The organism is Streptomyces sp. NBC_01314 (genome assembly GCF_041435215.1).
In the GTDB taxonomy this organism is placed as follows: Bacteria; Actinomycetota; Actinomycetes; order Streptomycetales; family Streptomycetaceae; genus Streptomyces.
In genome coordinates this window covers 6,677,200-6,695,443 of sequence record NZ_CP108394.1, presented here as the reverse complement: position 1 = coordinate 6,695,443, position 18,244 = coordinate 6,677,200, and the positions used below count along the sequence as shown (strand labels likewise).

The 18,244-nt window shown below is 70.2% G+C and carries 14 protein-coding genes and 1 tRNA gene; 8 read left to right on the top strand and 7 right to left on the bottom strand.

Annotation, left to right across the window (positions count from 1 at the left end):
• Nucleotides 1–44: 44 nt before the first annotated feature.
• Entirely contained in the window at nucleotides 45–1,388 is a 1,344-nt protein-coding gene (locus tag OG622_RS29730) for a sensor histidine kinase (RefSeq protein ID WP_371579692.1), read from the bottom strand.
• A gap of 263 nt (nucleotides 1,389–1,651) precedes the next feature.
• Here OG622_RS29730 and OG622_RS29725 point away from each other — a divergent pair.
• From OG622_RS29725 to OG622_RS29700, 6 genes are all read left to right on the top strand, one after another.
• Nucleotides 1,652–1,723: transfer RNA gene (locus OG622_RS29725), tRNA-Gln, on the top strand.
• Nucleotides 1,724–1,847: 124 nt separating this feature from the next.
• A complete protein-coding gene (glmU, locus tag OG622_RS29720; protein WP_371579691.1) occupies nucleotides 1,848–3,296 on the top strand; it encodes a bifunctional UDP-N-acetylglucosamine diphosphorylase/glucosamine-1-phosphate N-acetyltransferase GlmU in 1,449 nt (482 codons plus the stop codon).
• Nucleotides 3,297–3,406: 110 nt separating this feature from the next.
• Nucleotides 3,407–4,381 carry a ribose-phosphate diphosphokinase gene (locus OG622_RS29715; RefSeq protein ID WP_371579690.1) on the top strand — a complete coding sequence of 325 codons (975 nt, stop codon included), beginning with the start codon at nucleotides 3,407–3,409 and terminating at the stop codon, nucleotides 4,379–4,381.
• Nucleotides 4,382–4,557: 176 nt separating this feature from the next.
• Nucleotides 4,558–5,145 carry a 50S ribosomal protein L25/general stress protein Ctc gene (locus OG622_RS29710; RefSeq protein ID WP_371579689.1) on the top strand — a complete coding sequence of 196 codons (588 nt, stop codon included), beginning with the start codon at nucleotides 4,558–4,560 and terminating at the stop codon, nucleotides 5,143–5,145.
• Between the two features lie 74 nt (nucleotides 5,146–5,219).
• Complete coding sequence (gene pth, locus OG622_RS29705; protein WP_371579688.1) at nucleotides 5,220–5,822, top strand: aminoacyl-tRNA hydrolase; 603 nt, start codon at nucleotides 5,220–5,222, stop codon at nucleotides 5,820–5,822.
• Between the two features lie 77 nt (nucleotides 5,823–5,899).
• Nucleotides 5,900–6,430, top strand: coding sequence for a hypothetical protein (locus OG622_RS29700; protein ID WP_371584258.1), 531 nt, complete (start codon nucleotides 5,900–5,902; stop codon nucleotides 6,428–6,430).
• Between the two features lie 140 nt (nucleotides 6,431–6,570).
• Here OG622_RS29700 and ppc read toward each other — a convergent pair whose 3' ends face one another.
• Nucleotides 6,571–9,303: a phosphoenolpyruvate carboxylase gene (gene ppc, locus OG622_RS29695; RefSeq protein ID WP_371579687.1), complete on the bottom strand. Its 2,733-nt coding sequence runs from the start codon at nucleotides 9,301–9,303 to the stop codon at nucleotides 6,571–6,573.
• Nucleotides 9,304–9,687: 384 nt separating this feature from the next.
• Here ppc and OG622_RS29690 point away from each other — a divergent pair, with 384 nt between their 5' ends.
• Both OG622_RS29690 and OG622_RS29685 read left to right on the top strand, forming a co-directional pair.
• Nucleotides 9,688–10,722, top strand: a complete 1,035-nt coding sequence (locus OG622_RS29690; RefSeq protein WP_371579686.1) for an acyl-CoA desaturase — start codon at nucleotides 9,688–9,690, stop codon at nucleotides 10,720–10,722.
• Nucleotides 10,719–11,396: a TetR family transcriptional regulator gene (locus OG622_RS29685; RefSeq protein WP_371579685.1), complete on the top strand. Its 678-nt coding sequence runs from the start codon at nucleotides 10,719–10,721 to the stop codon at nucleotides 11,394–11,396. Before OG622_RS29690 ends, OG622_RS29685 begins: the two co-directional genes overlap by 4 nt.
• 139 nt (nucleotides 11,397–11,535) lie before the next feature.
• Here the strand turns inward: OG622_RS29685 and OG622_RS29680 are convergent, their stop codons facing one another.
• The 5 genes from OG622_RS29680 to OG622_RS29660 form a co-directional block, all read right to left on the bottom strand.
• Complete coding sequence (locus OG622_RS29680) at nucleotides 11,536–13,614, bottom strand: glycosyltransferase family 4 protein (protein ID WP_371579684.1); 2,079 nt, start codon at nucleotides 13,612–13,614, stop codon at nucleotides 11,536–11,538.
• Between the two features lie 486 nt (nucleotides 13,615–14,100).
• A complete protein-coding gene (locus OG622_RS29675; RefSeq protein WP_371579683.1) occupies nucleotides 14,101–14,967 on the bottom strand; it encodes a PaaX family transcriptional regulator C-terminal domain-containing protein in 867 nt (288 codons plus the stop codon).
• A gap of 449 nt (nucleotides 14,968–15,416) precedes the next feature.
• Nucleotides 15,417–16,790 carry an MFS transporter gene (locus OG622_RS29670; RefSeq protein ID WP_371579682.1) on the bottom strand — a complete coding sequence of 458 codons (1,374 nt, stop codon included), beginning with the start codon at nucleotides 16,788–16,790 and terminating at the stop codon, nucleotides 15,417–15,419.
• 141 nt (nucleotides 16,791–16,931) lie between these two features.
• Nucleotides 16,932–17,291: a glyoxalase gene (locus tag OG622_RS29665; protein ID WP_371579681.1), complete on the bottom strand. Its 360-nt coding sequence runs from the start codon at nucleotides 17,289–17,291 to the stop codon at nucleotides 16,932–16,934.
• Nucleotides 17,288–18,106, bottom strand: coding sequence for a trans-aconitate 2-methyltransferase (locus OG622_RS29660; RefSeq protein WP_371579680.1), 819 nt, complete (start codon nucleotides 18,104–18,106; stop codon nucleotides 17,288–17,290). The genes OG622_RS29665 and OG622_RS29660 overlap by 4 nt, the downstream gene beginning before the upstream one ends.
• Nucleotides 18,107–18,244 lie beyond the last annotated feature (138 nt).

Below are 18,244 nucleotides of genomic sequence, written 5' to 3'. Positions count from 1 at the left end.
GGCGGAAGTCGCCGGGTGACCGGGCAACAGGTCGCACCCCGCCCCTACGCCGCCGGAATCACCGCGGACACCCGAAACCCCCCGGCATCGGTGGGCCCGGACACGAAGACGCCCCCCAGCTCGGCCACCCGCTCCTTCATCCCGAGTAACCCGTTCCCCCCGCTCGGCAACCGCGCGGCCCCCGCCGCCCCCGGCTCCGGCGGCGCCCCGTTCTCCACCTGCATCGCGATCTCCGCCGCCCGATGCGCCAGCCGCACATGCGTCTTCGCCCCCGCCGCATGCTTGTGCACGTTCGTCAACGCCTCCTGCACCACCCGGTACGCCGTCTGCTCGACCTCGGCCGCATACACCCGCACCTCCCCCTCCACCGACAGCTCGACGACCATCCCCGCCGTCGCCGACTGCCCCACGAGCACCTCCAGCTCAGCCAGACAGGGCCCCTCACCGGCCTCGTCCTCGGCCCGCGAAGCGGCGGCCGCGGCCGCCGCCCCCACCGCCGCCAGAGGCACCGCGACCGGCACCGGCTCCGCCCGCGCCATCGAGGAGAACCCCTCCCCGGACCGCAGCACCCCGAGCATCTCCCGCAACTCGGTCAGCGCCTGCCGTCCCATGTCCCCCACGAGCGCCGCGTTCCGCACGGCCTTCTCCGGATCCTTCCGTGCCACGGCCTGCAGAGCGGCCGCGTGCACGACCATCAACGACACCCGATGCGCGACCACGTCATGCATCTCCCGGGCGATCCGGGTGCGCTCCTCCCCCCGGGCCCACTCCGCCCGCTCCTCCGCCCGCTCCGCGAGCAGCTGCAACTCCCGCTCCAGCGAATCCGCCCGCTCCCGCAGACTCTCCATCAGCCGCCGCCGCGCCCCGACGTACAGCCCCAGCAGTACGGGCGGCGCGGTCAGCCCGATCGCCATCGTCAGCGCGAGGAACGGCGCGAACGCGTCCCCGCCCCCGACCGCCCCGTCCCCCTGCATGTCGCTCTGCGTCGCCTGCACGAACCACACGATGAACACCCCGGTGAACGCCATCCCCGACAGCGCCCCGATGATCCGCCGCGGCGCTTCCGACGCCGCCAGCGTGTACAGCCCGACGAGCCCCATCAGATACCCCATCTGAGCGGGCGCGACAGCGATGAAGACGAGCACGACGGCAACGGGCCACATCCGCCGCACCAGCAGGACGGAACCAGCGAGCGCCCCGAACGCGACCCCCACGGCCTCCGGCAACGCGGCGTTCCGCGCGAACTCGACACCCTCCACCGCGCACTCGACCGCCGACACCGACGCCAGCCCAACGTCGAGCAACGCCCCCCGCCACCGTTCCCACCACCACGGCCCGGCCCTGTCCCCCGTCCCGGCCCCGGTGCGGTCTTCCCCCGTCGTGGTCATGACCCAAGCCTACGTTCGAGTGCCGCCGCTTTTCCGGCGAGTTTCCCGTACCGGCCCGCACCGCCCCGCCCTGTCGAAGAGAAGCGAAACCGCCCGCCGTCCCCCGAACCGTCCCCCGAACTGCCGGGAGGTGCGGTGCTGCTGCCCGGCCGTCCGCGACGTCGAGTGGCCTACCTATACCGTCGCATGGAGGGCGTCCGGTGCGGCATAGTAGGAGGCGCCATTCGACAGCCTGACCAAATGTCCGGTTGGATCGAATTCATTCCCCCGTGGTGTAATTGGCAGCACCGTGGCTTTTGGTGCCATTTGTCCGGGTTCGAGTCCTGGCGGGGGAGCCTCATACGGACGGGTCCTCACCCAAGTGAACGGGTCGGGACCCGACTCACATTTCCCCCTCACAACGCCCCGGTATCCTGCGGATGTCCACACCCCACCCATCCACAGCCGAAGGGCATCCCCGTGAGCGCAACCCGCCCGGCAGCCGTCGTCGTACTCGCAGCGGGTGAGGGCACCCGTATGAAGTCGGCCACACCGAAGGTTCTGCACAGCATCTGTGGCCGTTCGCTGGTCGGCCACGTCCTCGCCGCCGCGCGCGAGTTGGACCCGGAGAACCTGGTCGTCGTCGTCGGGCACGCCCGCGAGAAGGTCACCGCGCACCTCGCCGAGGCCGACCCCGGCGTGCGTACGGCGGTCCAGGCGGAGCAGAACGGCACCGGGCACGCGGTGCGGATGGGGCTCGAAGAACTGGGCGGGGTCGTCGACGGGACGGTCGTGGTCGTCTGCGGCGACACCCCCCTACTCACCGGCGCGACCCTGCGGGCCCTCACCGCCACCCACTCCACCGACGGCAACGCCGTCACCGTGCTGACCGCCGAGGTCCCGGACGCCACCGGCTACGGCCGTATCGTCCGCGACGGCGCCTCCGGTGCGGTGACGGCCATCGTGGAGCACAAGGACGCCACCGAGTCGCAGCGCGCGATCCGTGAGATCAACTCCGGGGTCTTCGCGTTCGACGGCCAGCTCCTCGCGGACGCCCTCGGGAAGGTCAGGACCGACAACAGCCAGGGCGAGGAGTACCTCACCGACGTCCTCGGGATCCTGCGCGAGGCCGGGCACCGGGTCGGGGCCTCCGTCGCCGGCGACCACCGCGAGATCGCCGGGATCAACAACCGCGTGCAGCTCTCCGAGGCCCGGCGCATCCTCAACGACCGGCTGCTCACCGACGCCATGCTCGCCGGGGTGACCGTCATCGACCCCGCCACCACCTGGGTCGACGTCACCGTCACGTTCGAGCAGGACGCGCTCGTCCACCCGGGCACCCAGCTGCTGGGCGCCACACACCTCGCCGAGGGCGCGGAGGTCGGTCCGAACACCCGGCTGAAGGACACGAGGGTCGGGGCCGGCGCGCGCGTCGACAACACGGTGGCGGACGGTGCCGAGATCGGGCCGCAGGCGAGCGTGGGGCCGTACGCGTACCTCCGTCCCGGTACCCGTCTCGGCCTCAAGTCCAAGATCGGCACGTTCGTCGAGACGAAGAACTCGAACATCGGCGAGGGGACGAAGATCCCGCACCTGTCCTACGTCGGTGACGCCACCATCGGCGAGTACTCGAACATCGGCGCGGCGAGCGTGTTCGTGAACTACGACGGGGAGAGCAAGCACCACACCACCGTCGGGTCGCACTGCAAGACGGGTTCGGACAACATGTTTGTGGCGCCTGTCACGGTCGGGGACGGTGCGTACACCGCCGCCGGGTCCGTGATCACCAAGGATGTGCCGCCCGGTTCGCTGGCCGTGGCCCGTGGCCAGCAGCGGAATATCGAGGGTTGGGTGGCTCGTAAGCGTCCGGGGAGCGCGGCGGCCAAAGCCGCCGAGAAGGCTTCCCTGGAGGGCGAAAGCAAAGGCTGACCGGAAACGGGTGCGCCAAGGACGTCGTACCGTGATAACTGCACACCCGCACCCCAGCTGAGCCAGCGGCTTCCGCGTGCCCGGCTGAGAACCTCTGAGGAGACAGTGCTGTGACCGGGATCAAGACGACCGGCGAGAAGAAGATGATGTTCTTCTCCGGCCGCGCCCACCCCGAGCTTGCCGAGGAGATCGCCCAGCAGTTGGGTATCGGGGTCGTCCCGACGAAGGCCTTCGACTTCGCGAACGGCGAGATCTACGTCCGCTACGAGGAGTCGGCACGTGGTGCGGACTGCTTCCTGATCCAGAGCCACACGGCTCCGATCAACAAGTGGGTCATGGAGCAGTTGATCATGATCGACGCGTTGAAGCGTGCGTCGGCCCGCTCGATCACCGTCATCGTGCCGTTCTACGGTTACGCCCGCCAGGACAAGAAGCACCGCGGGCGTGAACCGATCTCGGCGCGTCTGGTCGCGGACCTGATGAAGACGGCGGGTGCGGACCGGATTCTGGCCGTGGACCTGCACACGGACCAGATCCAGGGCTTCTTCGACGGTCCCGTGGATCATCTGTTCGCGCTGCCGCTGCTCGCGGACTACGTGGGCGCGAAGGTGGACCGGAACAAGCTGACGGTCGTCTCGCCGGACGCGGGCCGGGTGCGGGTGGCCGACCGCTGGTGCGACCGTCTCGGCGCGCCGCTGGCGATCGTGCACAAGCGGCGCGACAAGGACGTGGCGAACCAGGTGACCGTCCACGAGGTCGTGGGTGAGGTCAAGGGCCGGGTGTGTGTCCTGGTCGACGACATGATCGACACCGGTGGGACCATCTGCGCCGCGGCCGACGCGCTGTTCGCGCACGGTGCGGAGGACGTCATCGTGACGGCGACGCACGGTGTGCTGTCGGGTCCGGCGGCGGACCGGCTGAAGAACTCGAAGGTGAGCGAGTTCGTGTTCACGGACTCCCTGCCGACCCCGGGCGAGCTGCAGCTGGACAAGATCACGGTGCTGTCGATCGCACCGACGATCGCGAGCGCGGTGCGCGAGGTGTTCGAGGACGGTTCGGTGACGAGCCTTTTCGACGAGCACTGACAGTCGTCTCTAGATCGATTTCTTGTACGGCCTTCCCGTTGCGTAAGCTGTCACAGTTGCTCGGCGAGGGAGGCCGTACACGTGTGTGTACGGCGGTCCGTTATCGACGCGCTCTTCGTAGCAGGCCGATGGTTTGGCCGGGTGACCACCTTTCCCCAGTTCTACGAGGAGTGAACATGGCCGAGGTCAAGCTCGCAGCCGAGACCCGCACCGAGTTCGGCAAGGGCGCCGCCCGCCGTATCCGCCGTGCCAGCAAGGTGCCCGCCGTGGTCTACGGCCACGGTGCCGACCCGGTGCACATCACCCTGCCGGGTCACGAGCTGACGCTCGCCCTGCGCACCCCGAACGTCCTGCTCAGCCTGGACATCGAGGGCAAGACCCAGCTGGCGATCCCGAAGGCCGTGCAGCGCGACGCGATCAAGGGCTTCCTCGACCACGTGGACCTCCTGCTCGTCAAGCGTGGCGAGAAGGTCAACGTCGAGGTCTACGTCCACACCGAGGGCGAGCTGGCTCCGGGTGCCTTCCTGCTCGAGCACGTGCTGAGCACGCTGAACGTCGAGGCCGAGGCCACGCACATCCCCGAGTCGGTCACCGTCTCCATCGCGGGCCTGGAGGCCGGCGCCGCCATCCTGGCCAAGGACATCCCGCTGCCGAAGGGCACCACGCTGGCGACGGACGAGGACGCGGTCGTCCTGCAGGTCCTGTCCGCCCAGGCGGAGGAGCCGTCGGAGGACGCCGAGGGCAACGCGGCCGCCGAGGCCTGATCCTCAAGCTCTGTCATCGGTTCGTCAGCCGCTGTTCCCTTCTGGGGGCAGCGGCTGGCGCGTATCAAGGAGACATGGACGTGACGACCGATCCGAGTGCGCCCTGGCTCATCGCCGGCCTCGGTAACCCCGGGCCCGAGTACGCGGCGAACCGGCACAACGTGGGCTTCATGGTGGCCGATCTGCTGGCCGAGCGGATCGGGGGGAGGTTCAAGCGGGCCGGGAAGGCGCAGGCTCAGGTCATCGAGGGGCGGATCGGGCCTCCGGGGCCTGCGAACCGCCGGGTGATCCTCGCCAAGCCGATGTCGTTCATGAATGTCTCGGGCGGGCCGGTGACTGCTCTGCGGGACTTCTACAAGGTGCCGGTGGCGAACATCGTCGCGGTCCATGACGAGCTGGACATCGACTACGGCACGCTGCGACTGAAGCTCGGCGGCGGTGACAACGGTCACAACGGACTGAAGTCGATGACGAAGGCGATGGGCCCGGACTACCACCGTGTGCGGTTCGGGATCGGTCGCCCTCCGGGCCGGATGCAGGTCGCCGACTTCGTGCTGAAGGACTTCTCCTCCACCGAGCGCAAGGAGTTGGACTACTTCCTGGACCGGGCGGCGGACGCGGTGGAGTGCCTGGTGATCGAGGGGCTGGAGCGGGCACAGGGGACGTACAACTCCTGAGCTGATCCGGACAAGTCACCATTCATCCGATCCCCGCGTCGGCCTGCGGGAGTTGACCGACCGCCGTGCCATGGCCAATGATCCCCGCCATGCCTGCCACCAAAGCCCCCGCGCACCGCTCACGGCGCCGTCCGCGCCCGGCCGGCGGCGCGTCGGTCGCGCTGCGGTACGGAAGGCTGGCGGCCATGGGCGCGATCGCGGTGCTGATCCTGATCGCCGGGGTGTGGGGTTCCTGGGGCTGCGCCCAGCACGTGATGCTGAGCAAGGGGCGCGAGCAAGGGACGCTGACGGTGTCCCGGTGCGCCGACGAGGTCTGCTGGGGACCGTACGAGCCGGTGTCGACGGGCTCGCAGGCCCGGGAGCGGGTCGACATCGAGCGGTCGGTGGCGGTGGAGACGGGTAAGACGTACACCGTCGTCGTGAAGCCGGGCAGCAGCGATGTCGTACGAACGGGCCCGGCGGGCCTGTTGCACGCCTGGGTGCCGTTGGGTGGGGCGCTGTTGTTGGCGGCGGTGGTCGTGGCGGGCGGGTTGCGGATGGTGCGGGCGGCGTGGGTGCTGTGCGGGCTGGGCGTCGCGCTGATCACGGCGGCCTGGGTGGCGCTCTGAGGCAGGTTCGCGGCTGACGGTCCGGTGGCCGGTGGGCTGAAAAGCAAGGGGCGCAGCCCCTGCTTTTCAGGGGCGCGGGGAACTGCGCGAGAAGCCCCACCGGACCGTCAGCCGAGAACGATCGGAACGAACCTCCCGGGTCAGCCCGTGTTGCGCAGGCCCGCAGCCACCCCGTTGACCGTGAGGAGCAACGCACGCGCCAGCAACGGATCGGCCTCCTCCTCCGCAGCGGCAGCGTCTCGCTGGCGCTTGAGCAGGGCGACCTGGAGGTAGGAGATGGGGTCGAGGTAGGCGTCGCGGATGGAGAAGGTCTGCTGGAGGACGGGGTCCGCGTCGAGCAGCTTGTCCTCGCCGGTGATGCGCAGGACCTCGCGGACGGTCAGCTCGTGCTCGGCCCGGATGGTGGCGAAGACGTGCTTGAGCTCGTCCGGGACGAGGGTGTCGACGTAGTGCTGGGCGATCCGCAGGTCCGTCTTGGCCAGCGTCATCTCGACGTTGGAGAGGAAGTTGCGGAAGAAGTGCCACTGCGTGTGCATCTCGTCGAGCACGGTGTCCAGGCCTGCTTCGCGCAGCGCCTTCAGGCCGGAACCGACGCCGAACCAGCCGGGCACGATCTGCCGTGACTGGGTCCAGCCGAACACCCACGGGATGGCCCGCAGACCGTCGAGTCCGGCACCAGAGTCGGGGCGGCGTGAGGGCCGGGACCCCAGGTGCAGGTCGGCGAGCTGGTCCACGGGTGTGGCGGCGAAGAAGTACGCGGGGAGGTCGGGGTCCTCGACGAGCCGGCGGTAGGCCGATTCGGCGGATTCGGACACCAGGTCCATGGCCGCGTCCCAGCGGGCCAGGGCGTCCTCGGACTGGCGGGGGGCGGTGTGCAGGGCGGAGGCCTGGAGGGTGGCGGCGACCGTCAGTTCCAGGTTCTCCCTGGCCAGGGACGGGACGAGGTACTTGTCGGAGATGACCTCACCCTGCTCGGTCACCTTGATCTCGCCCTCCAGCGTGCCCCACGGCTGCGCGAGGATCGCGTCGTGCGAGGGACCTCCGCCACGGCCGACCGTGCCGCCACGGCCGTGGAAGAGCCGCAGCCGTACGCCGTAGCGGTGGGCGACGTCGCGCAGGCGGCGCTGGGCGCGGTGGATCTCCCACTGCGAGGTGGTGATGCCGCCGAACTTGGAGGAGTCGGAGTAGCCGAGCATGACCTCCTGAACGTCACCGCGCAGGGCGACGAGCCGCCGGTAGGAGGGGTCGGCGAGCATCTCCTCCAGGATCGTGTCGGCGGCCTTGAGCTCGTCGGTCGTCTCCAGCAGCGGAACGATGCCGATCTTGGCCCAGCCGGCGTGCAGATCGATGAGCCCCGCCTCGCGCGCCAGGACCGAGGCGGCGAAGACGTCGTCGGCGCCCTGGCACATCGAGATGATGTACGACTCGATGACCTCGGGGCCGAAGACGGCCAGCGCCTTCTTGACGGTCTCGAACACGCCGAGGGTCTTGGCACCGGCGGCGTCCAGCGGCGCGGGCGTCGGGGCCAGCGGGCGCCGGGAGCGCAGTTCGCGGGCGAGCAGCTTGTGGCGGTACTCGCGGGGCATGTCCTCGTAGCGCCAGGACTCCTCGCCCAGGCGGTCGAAGAGCTGGCCGAGGGCGTGGTGGTGGGCGTCGGCGTGCTCGCGGACGTCCATCGTGGCGAGCTGGAGGCCGAAGGCGGAGAGCGTGCGGATCGTGCGGTTCATCCGGCCGTCGGCGAAGAGGCCGCCGCGGTGCTCGCGCAGCGAGGTCTGGATGAGGGTGAGGTCGAGGAGCAGTTCGGCGGTGCCGAGGTAGTCGCGGCCGTCGTGGTGCGGGATGCCCTTGGCCAGGCGCTGCTTGGTGTTCTCCAGCTTCTGCCGGATACAGGTGGCCTTGAGGCGGTAGGGCTCCTCGGCGTTGAGGCGCTTGTAGCGGGGGCTGATCTCGGGCAGGGCCTCGAGGTCGGCCTGGAGCGAGGTGAGCAGTTCCTCCGTGGCGCCGGTGTAGCGGATGGAGTTGGAGAGGAAGCCGCGCAGCTCGTCGATGAGTTCGAGGGCGTCGTTGATGCCGTGCTCGTGCTGGAGGATGAGGACGTCCCAGGTCACCTGGGGGGTGACGTTGGGGTTGCCGTCGCGGTCGCCGCCGATCCAGGTGCCGAAGGTGAGGGGGCGCGTCGCGTCGGGGATCGTCACACCGACCCGCTCCAGCTCGGCCGTCAGGTCCTCCAGGACGTCGCCGACCGCTCCGGCGTGCAGCTCGTCCAGGTAGTAGATGGCGTTGCGGGCCTCGTCGGCGGGCTCGGGGCGCACGACGCGCAGCTCGTCCGTCTGCCAGACGAGGTCGATGTTCTCGGCCAGCCGGGTGTCGTGGCGGCGGCGGTCGGACTCGATGACGGGGGTTTCCAGCAGCGCGGCGATGCGCCGGAGCTTGTTGAGGACCGACCGGCGCGCGGCCTCGGTGGGGTGGGCGGTGAAGACGGGGCGGACGTTGAGGTTCCCGACCGTCTCACGCAGGTGCTCGGGGTCGGCGTCCTTCAGGCGATCGGCCGTACGGGCGAGAAGGCCGCCCTCCGCGGCACGGCGTGCCCTCAGCTCGCGGCCCCGGTGCACCTGTTCGGTGACGTTGGCCAGGTGGAAGTAGGTGGAGAAGGCACGGACGAGCTTGGCGGCGGTCTCCAGCTCGGTGCCGCGCAGCAGGTCGGCGGCGGCTTCGCCGTCCTCGCGGGTCAGGCGGCGGACACGCTCGACCAGTTCCAGGAGTTCGGGGCCCTCCTGCCGTACGAGGGTCTCGCCCAGCAGGTCACCCAGGCGCCGGATGTCGGCGCGCAGCTCGCTGCTGACCGTCGTGGTCTGGTCGTCGGCACTGCTCACAGGTGCGGCTCCTTGCAGTGTTGAAGCTCGTCCGGAGGGGAACCCGGGCGGGGACCCGGCGGCTGGGGCCGCTGTGCGGGCCCTGGCTTCCGGGCAGGTTTCAGAGCGGACCGCGCTGTCCGACCGAGTCCAGGATAGGCGTCCACCTGGGCACCTCCGGCGACGGGTGCCACTTTTGCGGCACTGAGTGCCACCTGTCCACCGGGCCCGCCCGCCACACCTGGACGCGCGGACAGGTCGGCTCTTGCCGCCCGGCACCGCGCTGCCATACTTACGATGCCGTAGGTTACGGAACCGTAGGGAAAGCCGACAGGTGACCCCCGCACGCTCTTGACCACAGGCATTTCCCCCCTCTCTCCACCCTCGACCCCCCAGGGGACGCCCATGAGCACAAGGTCCGATGTGATCGAAGACGCCCCGAACGCAGACGGCTCGCCAGGCTCCGCCGCGACCGACTCCCGCTCGCCGTCGGCCACGCTGGGCGGCGAGCAGAAGCGTTCGATCGAGCAGATCACGCTGCTCCTCTTCATCACCGTCCCGTTCCTCGCGGTCCTCGCCGCGGTGCCGCTGGCCTGGAGCTGGGGAGGCGTGAGCTGGCTGGATCTCGGCCTGCTGGTGTTCTTCTACTATCTGGGCTGCCACGGCATCACGATCGGCTTCCACCGGCATTTCACGCACAGTTCGTTCAAGGCCAAGCGCCCGCTGAAGATCGCGCTGGCGATCGCCGGCTCGATGGCCGTCGAGGGCCCGCTGGTCCGCTGGGTGGCGGACCACCGCAAGCACCACAAGTTCTCCGACGCCGAGGGCGACCCGCACTCACCGTGGCGCTTCGGCGAGACGCTCCCCGCGCTGATGAAGGGCCTGTGGTGGGCCCACATCGGCTGGATGTTCGACGAGGAGCAGACCTCCCAGGAGAAGTACGCCCCCGACCTGATCAAGGACCCGGCACTCCGGGCGATCTCCCGTCAGTTCATCTACTGGACGATCCTCTCCCTCGCCCTGCCGCCGCTGATCGGCGGGCTGGTGACGATGTCCTGGTGGGGCGCGTTCACCGCGTTCTTCTGGGGCTCGCTCGTCCGGGTGGCGCTGCTGCACCACGTGACCTGGTCGATCAACTCGATCTGCCACGCGGTCGGCAAGCGCCCCTTCAAGTCCCGCGACCGCTCGGGCAACGTGTGGTGGCTGGCGGTCCTCTCCTGCGGCGAGTCGTGGCACAACCTCCACCACGCCGATCCCACCTCCGCCCGGCACGGTGTGGAGCGCGGCCAGCTGGACTCCTCCGCGCGGCTCATCCGCTGGTTCGAAGTGTTCGGCTGGGCGTACGACGTCCGCTGGCCGTCACGCTCGCGTATCGATTCCCGGCGTAAGACGGGTGAGGACGGCTCCGGGCAGCGGAAGGCACCCGCCGAGGCGGCATGATTGACGCCGTGGCGACCGACTCCAGCAGCACCCCGAGCAACGAGAAGCCGCGGCGTGCGCGCCGCACCCGGATGACGGGCGCCGAGCGCCGTCAGCAACTGCTGGAAATCGGTCGCACCCTCTTCGCCGAGAAGGGCTTCGAGGGCACGTCGGTGGAGGAGATCGCCGCCAAGGCGGGGGTCTCCAAGCCGGTGGTGTACGAGCACTTCGGCGGCAAGGAGGGCCTGTACGCCGTCGTCGTGGACCGCGAGATGCGCCGCCTCCTGGACATGGTGACCAGCTCCCTCACGGCCGGCCATCCCCGCGAACTCTGCGAGCAGGCCACCTTCGCCCTCCTCGACTACATCGAGGAGTACACGGACGGCTTCCGCATCCTGGTCCGGGACTCCCCCATCCCCCAGTCCACGGGTTCCTTCGCCTCGCTGATCTCCGACATCGCCACCCAGGTGCAGGACATCCTCGGCCGCGAGTTCAAGAACCGCGGCTTCGACCCCAAGCTGGCCCCCCTCTACGCCCAGGCCCTGGTCGGCATGGTCGCCCTCACGGGCCAGTGGTGGCTGGACGTCCGACGCCCGAAGAAGGCCGAGGTGGCTGCGCACCTGGTCAATCTGGCCTGGCACGGCCTGGACGGCCTCAACCAGAAGCCGCGGTTGATCGGCCACCGGAAGAGTTAGAGGGCGGTACGGATTCGTTGCGGGGTGCGGGTGGGTGGGGGCCCTCCCGCCGCGCAGGGCCTGGGCTTTCAGGGGCGCGGAGAACTGCGCGACAAGCCCCCAACGAACCCGCACCCGCCAACCCACCCGAACCCCCGAGCTACCAGGCGCCCTGGTCAACATCCTTCGCACTGAACGCCAGCTCGTTGTTCACGGTGAAGTACGGCCGCACCCGAGTCCGCCCCCGCTCAACGTGGTCGAACACCCGCCCAGGCACCAGATCGGTCTTCCGCCGCTCCACCACATCCCCACCGATCCGCCCCACCGGCACGGTGTCCAGCCGCAGATCCCACAGATCGTGCTCGACACTCCGCCGGGCCATGATCTCGCCGTACGGAACGGTGAACCGGAACCCCCGCTCCCGCACGGCCCGCGCGGCCACGGAGAAGTCGTACGCGGTGTCGGTCCGGGAGACGACCCGAACCACGGCCTCCTCCTCCACCGGAGCGGCGGCCCCGTACAGCGTCGCGGTCACGGTCATCGACCCCTCCCCCACCTCGACGGTGTCGATCTCCGCGTGCGCGGGCCGCAGCCACGTCCGCAGCGCGAGGAACCCGTCGGCGGTCGGGTACGGAATCCACGCCCTCACTCCCCGCCGGTCGACACTCGGCACCCGCCCGACCAGCGCGGCCTGCTCGACCAGTCGGGCGCTCAGCCGCACCCGCTTGTTCGAGCCGCGCGGCGCGACGTAGCAGTCCCAGCGGCCCTCGGCGAAGGTGAGCTCGGCCGGGTGGAGGGCCGCCTGCGCCACGGTGTCCGGCGCGTCGGCGCTCGGCAGGACCGGTACGCGGATCTGCCGCTTGCCGGGGTCGCGGCGCAGCCGGGCGACGAGGTCGAGGGGCCCGGTGGGCAACCCGGCCGGGTCGAGGCGGACGAGGAAGCCGCCGTCGGCGGTGGCGCGGGTGTGCGCGGAGAACGTGGGAGCGCTCCCGCCGACCTCGGCGGCCGGAGCGGCCTTCGCGGGACGCGGCCGGACGACACGGACCGCGAGCCGCCTCAGCCGGGCGGCGCCGTCCCACCTGCGGCGCCGGGACCTGGACAGCTCCTCGAAGAGGTCCTCGTAGCGGCGGGCGATGACGGAGGGCGCGAACGCGTCGGCCTTGGCGAGAGCCTGCTTGCCGAGCCGCTCGCGCAGCGCCTCGTCGGTGACGACGCGTTGCAGCGCGCCGGCGTAGGCGTCGACGTCCCCGTCGAGCGGGACGAGGATGCCGTCCTCGCCGTCGGTGATGATCTCGCGGGGGCCGTGCGGGCAGTCGGTGGCGACGACGGGGACCCCGCAGTGCATGGCCTCGACGATGGTCATGCCGAAGGACTCCATGTCGGAGGAGACGGCGGCGACGGCACCCTTGGCCCACTCGGTCTCGATCGGTGAGACCGCTCCCATGAGGAAGGCCCGGTCGTGCAGCCCGAGCCGGTCGATCTGCTCCCGCAGGTTCTCCTTCTGCGGGCCGCGCCCGTAGATCCGCAGGGTCCAGCCGGGGTGTTCGGCGGCCACCTTGGCGAAGGCGTTCACCAGCCGGTCGTACCGCTTGATGGGGATGAGCCGGCCGGCGGCGACGATGACCTGGGAGTCCAGGGTGGACCGTTCGACGGCGGAGGCCTGGACACCGTTGGGCACGCACACGATGGTGGTGTCGACGTCGGGCAGGGCGGCGCGGTACAGGGCGGCGTCGGCCTCGGAGACGGTGACGTAGGCGTCGAGTCCGGCGATGGCCTCGTTCTGGTTCGCGCGCAGCGGTTCCCGGTACTGGTCGAGGCTCAGGTGCTCCTGGCCGACGCGCAGACAGCGGCGGCGGCCGTCGCGGGCGAGGTAGCCGTTGAGGTCCGGGCGGGTGGCGATGACCACGTCGGCCTCGGTACGGGCGAGGAAGCCGCCGATGCGTTCGTCCTGCAGCGCGGTGTAGGGCACATTCCCGGTGGCCCCGCTGTAGAGGAACATCGTGCCGGGCAGCTTGGTGAGCGGGTGGTCGCCCTCGAAGCCGGGGCCTCCTTCCCGCAGGTCGATCAGCGAGGTCAGGCGGACCCGCGGGTCGAACGCAAGCGCCGGTTCGTCGCGGGAGCGGTGGACGCTGACGACCTCGACGTCGTGCCGGTCGGCGAACGCGGCCGAGAGGTTCGTCGTGGAGCGGATGGTGCCGCCGATGCCGAAGGCATTGTTGATCAAAAAGGCGATCTTCATATGTGTTTCCCCCTGGAAACCGCCCGAGCGCGGGCGTCATCGCACCCGCGCCCCCCTGGCGGTCAGGTCAGGGAATGCGCGCGCACGGCTGTATACGCGATATGTGGTCGACAATCAAAAAATAAGTGAATTGGCGCAGCGGAAAGCGACCGACCGGGAAAGAGCGCAAGGGATACGCACCGAAGCGCATCGCGCGATGAAATCCCGGCCGGACGGCCGAAAGCCTATGTGGCGCGCGTCACAAACCCCGTCAAGCGCGCCGAACGGCTCAGCAGATACTCACTGGCCCAGATCCCCCCTGGTCACAGCCTCGACTCCCGCTCCCCCGGACAACACGCGGGAGACATCAAAAAGTAGACCGAGAATACATCCATCAGAAAGGAAAGCCAAAGAACAATATTGGCCACTCCCGCACCAGGGGGCACTCGGGAGCATCAGCGAGACGGAATACGGAACTCCGCACGGAATATAAAAATCCGTTTTTTGCTACGGCCTTTCGAATGCGGCGGGGCGCAGCGGAGTCGTTTCCAGAACGTCCGCCGCCATCCGTCCGGCCGGGCCCGCCGTCTGTTCGGCGATGCGCCGGAACGTGTCCTGGGCCTGTCGCGCGGGCCACTCGGCGGGCAGATGCCGCACGGGCAGGCGCGGGTCGGTACGGATGATGCGCAGCCACTCGGCGACGAGCCGCAGCCGGGTGGCGATCGGGTCGGCGGCGGCGAGGTCGGCGGTGGTCCACCGTTTGTCGAAGGCGACGTAGCGCGCGGCCAGGGTCTCCAGGTCCCAGCTCTCACGGATCATCAGCCCGATGTCGGTGAACTCGTCGGCCTGCGCGTGGAACACCTTCACATGCGCGTCCAGGCCCAGCTCGGAGACGATCTCCCGCACGTCCACCCGTCCCGGCGCGATCCACAGCCCGCTGTAGAGGGCGCCGAATCCGGACCAGGAGAGCCGGGAGCGCAGGTCGTGGCGCTGGCGCTGCCAGGACTCGGGGAGGGAGAAGCCGAGGAGGGTCCAGGTCCTGTCCCAGTCCTCGTTCACCGCGCCGTCGCGCCAGATGCGCTGTCCGCCGTCGCGCAGGATGTCCCCCGCGTGCGGAGTGAGCCCGAAGAACATCCTCCGGCCCTCCCGCTGGCGCCGCAGCAACCCCCGGTTCACCATGCGTGTCAGCGTCGACCGCACGGCCTGTTCACCCGTGCCGACCCGCCCGAGCACGTCGATGATGCTCCCCGAGTACACCCCGAGGTCGCCTTCCCCCAGGTCCAGCACGTGATTCCCGAAGAAGGAGAGCACCAACGACTGCGGCCGCAACTGCGGCGCGTCGACGACATCGACATCCAGGATCTCGTCCTCCACAGCGGTAAGGGTACGGGGGCCCCAGGGGCCTGGTCAGGGGCCGGGGCCACTTGATTCCGGGCCTGCCCGGGGGCTGGGGGCGCTCGGTTCGGGCTTGCTTGGGGGCTGGGGGCGCTTTGTTCGCGGGCCTGTTCAGAGACCGGGGGCCGCTTTGTTCGCGAGTTTGGTCAGAGGCCGGGATGCCTCTTTCGCGGCCGGATCAAGGGCTGGGGCGGGGGCGGGTGCGGTCCGGGGTGGGTGATCGGGCCGCCGGGTGACGGCCGCGCCCCGAAAGGGGCGCGGGGAACTGCGCGAGAAGCCCCACCGGGCCGCAACCGAACGGTCGCGAGAAGCCCCCCACCACAGGCCACGCCCCGACGCTCGCGAGAAGCCGAGCAGCCCCGCCGGGCCGCGGCCGAGCGACGACTCACAGTCCCCGCCCCACCCCGAGCGTGGCTCACCGAACCGGCCTACGAGGCCACCTCCTCCTCCTTCGCGGCACCCTCCCGGAGGGCCACGTCACCCAGGGACTCCCGGTGCGTCTCCCGTACGAACCACACGGTCACGGCGGTGATCGCCGCACCCCCGCAGATCAGCAGCGAGATCGGCGTACTGGAACCCCCGTTGGCCGCCACGAGGCTCCCGGCGATCATGGGGGAGAATCCGGCGCCGATGAGGGTGGCGCCCTGGTAGCCGAGGGAGGCGCCGGTGTAGCGCACCTTGGTCCCGAACATCTCGGTGAGCAGCGCGCCCAGGGGTCCGTACATCACGGACTGGGCGAATCCGTGGCCCAGGACGACCGCGAGGACGAGCAGTCCGGGTGACCTGGAGTCCACCAGCGCGAGCACGGGGAAGGCGAGCGCGGCGGAGGCGAGGGCTCCGGTGAGGACGACCGGGCGGCGCCCGACACGGTCGGAGAGCGCCGACGCGCACGGCAGGACGACGAGTGCGACGGACGCGGAGACGGTGAGCGCGGTGAGCACCTGCGGGCGGGGGTAGCCGATGCCGGTGGCGTAGGCGATCAGGTAGCTGGTCAGCAGGGACTGCGCGGTGAACGCGCCGATGCCGACGCAGCAGGCCAGCAGCAGGGGGCGCGGGCGCCGCAGGACGTCGACGATCGGCAGCCGGGCCTCGGCCCGGTCCTTCTTGACCTGGGTGAACAAGGGGCTTTCGACCACCTTGAGGCGGACGAAGAGTCCGACGCCGAGCAGGACGACGCTGAGGAGGAACGGCACGCGCCAGCCCCACGCGGCGAACTCCTCACGGGGCATGGCGACGACGAAGGTGACGACGACCGAGGAGAGCAGGGAGCCGAGCGGTGCTCCCATCTGCGTGAAGCTGGACCACAGTCCGCGCCGTTTCTCGCCGGCGTGCTCGACGACCATGAGGGTGGCGCCGCCCCATTCGCCGCCGATGGCGATGCCCTGCAGCACCCGCAGGGTGATCAGCAGGACGGGTGCCCACACGCCGATGGTGTCGTAGGTGGGCAGCAGGCCGATGAGGAAGCTGGCGCCGCCCATCAGGCCCATGGTCAGCAGCAGCATGGACTTGCGGCCCAGACGGTCGCCGAAGTGCCCGAAGACGATGCCGCCCAGCGGGCGGGCGAGGTATCCGGCGGCGAAGGTGCCGAACGCGGCGATCGTGCCGACAGCCGGGTCCGCGCCCGGGAAGAACAGCTCACCGAAGACCAGCGCGGCGACCGTTCCGTACACCAGGAAATCGTAGAACTCGACGGCCGTACCGAGCAGACCCGACAGCGCCACACGACGCAACTGCCGTGTACGCAGGGCTTGTTCGGCCTGTTCGGCCTGTTCGGCGGGGTTGGGGAGTGGGGACGGGGACATGGGGGTCTCCCTGGAGCTAAGGGGGAACGAGGGAGGAACACCGCGAAGGTAGGCGTGCATCTACCTGCCGTCAATATTTTGCACAACATCGACATCGCCCCCGCGCTCCCCGCGACGGACCCGCCACCCCCTCCCCGCACCTCAGCCCGGCTCCAGGAACTCCAACCGGTTCCCCACCGGATCCTCGGAGTAGAACCGCCGATATCCCGGCAGGCCGTCGTCCCGAACGACCGGCACTCCACACTCGGCGAGACGGGCGGCGTACGCGTCGATGCCCCGCACCCGCAACCCGGGGTGGGCCTTCCTCGGCGGCCGGAACCCCGCCTCCACCCCGAGGTGCAGGATCACGTCCCCCGCCGCGAACCAGCACCCTCCCCGCACCGCGAGCGCGGGCGGCTTCGGGATCTCCGTCATTCCGAGGACCCCGACGTAGTACGCCCGCAGCCGGTCCTCCGAGCCCGGCGGGGCGGCGAGGAGGACGTGGTCGACGGCGGTGATCACCGGCCCGTCCCCTTCTTGTGGGCGACGACGAAGATGCGGCGGAACGGGAACGGGGTGCCGTGGGCGGTGGACGGGTAGGCCTCGCGCAGGGCGGTTCGGTACTCGGCGACGAACGGCTCGGCGTCCGCGCCCAGTTCGGTGAGGACCGGCCGCAGTCCGGTCCCCTTCACCCAGTCGAGCACCGCGTCCTCGCCCTGGAGAAGATGGACGTACGTGGTCTCCCACGCGTCGACCTCGCAGCCGAGGTCGGCGAGGGCCGCGAGGTAGTCGGCGGGGGTGTGGACCGCGTCGTCGTGCCGGAGGGTCTCGCCGAGCCGGTCCTTCCAGCGGGCGGAGTGCGCGAGTTCGCGCATGAGGCGGTGGCTGGGCGAGTCGAAGTTGCCGGGGACCTGGAAGGCGAAGGTGCCGCCGGCGGCGAGGGCGTCGACCCAGGCGGGGAAGCGGTCGAGATGGCCCGGCACCCACTGGAACGTGGCGTTGCCGACGATCAGGTCGTACGGCTCCGGGGGCACCCAGGAACGGACGTCCGCCGCGGCGAAGTCGATGCGGCCCCCGCCCGGGGTGGGCCCCTCGTGGTCGACGTGGGCCTTGTCGAGCATCTCGGGTGAGTTGTCGTACCCGGTGATGTGCGCGGTGGGCCAGCGGTCGGCGAGGAGTCGCGTGACGTTGCCGGGGCCGCAGCCGAGGTCGGCGATGCGGGGGTGGTCGGCCGGCGGTTCGGGGACGCGGGCGAGCAGGTCGACGAAGGCGCGGGCGCGGTGGCCGGCGTGCCGCAGGTACTGCTGGGGGTCCCAGGTGGGGCTGGTGGCGGACATGAAAAGGACTACCTCCTCGTGACTCCTCCGGACTCCGGCACCGGAGTGTCGCCGCCCGGCTCCGGACGCCTCCACTCTCCTGCGGCAGATATCTCGAAGTCAAGAGACTTGATCCTAACTCTCTTGATTTCAAGAGAC

What these genes read in the sequence shown, in the direction of transcription:
- OG622_RS29730 (WP_371579692.1), bottom strand. Translation starts at nt 1,388, where the DNA reads ATGACCACGACGGGGGAAGACCGCACCGGGGCCGGGACGGGGGACAGG.
- OG622_RS29710 (WP_371579689.1), top strand. Translation starts at nt 4,558, where the DNA reads ATGGCCGAGGTCAAGCTCGCAGCCGAGACCCGCACCGAGTTCGGCAAG.
- pth (WP_371579688.1), top strand. Translation starts at nt 5,220, where the DNA reads ATGGACGTGACGACCGATCCGAGTGCGCCCTGGCTCATCGCCGGCCTC.
- OG622_RS29700 (WP_371584258.1), top strand. Translation starts at nt 5,900, where the DNA reads ATGATCCCCGCCATGCCTGCCACCAAAGCCCCCGCGCACCGCTCACGG.
- OG622_RS29690 (WP_371579686.1), top strand. Translation starts at nt 9,688, where the DNA reads ATGAGCACAAGGTCCGATGTGATCGAAGACGCCCCGAACGCAGACGGC.
- OG622_RS29685 (WP_371579685.1), top strand. Translation starts at nt 10,719, where the DNA reads ATGATTGACGCCGTGGCGACCGACTCCAGCAGCACCCCGAGCAACGAG.
- OG622_RS29680 (WP_371579684.1), bottom strand. Translation starts at nt 13,614, where the DNA reads ATGAAGATCGCCTTTTTGATCAACAATGCCTTCGGCATCGGCGGCACC.
- OG622_RS29670 (WP_371579682.1), bottom strand. Translation starts at nt 16,790, where the DNA reads ATGTCCCCGTCCCCACTCCCCAACCCCGCCGAACAGGCCGAACAGGCC.
- OG622_RS29660 (WP_371579680.1), bottom strand. Translation starts at nt 18,106, where the DNA reads ATGTCCGCCACCAGCCCCACCTGGGACCCCCAGCAGTACCTGCGGCAC.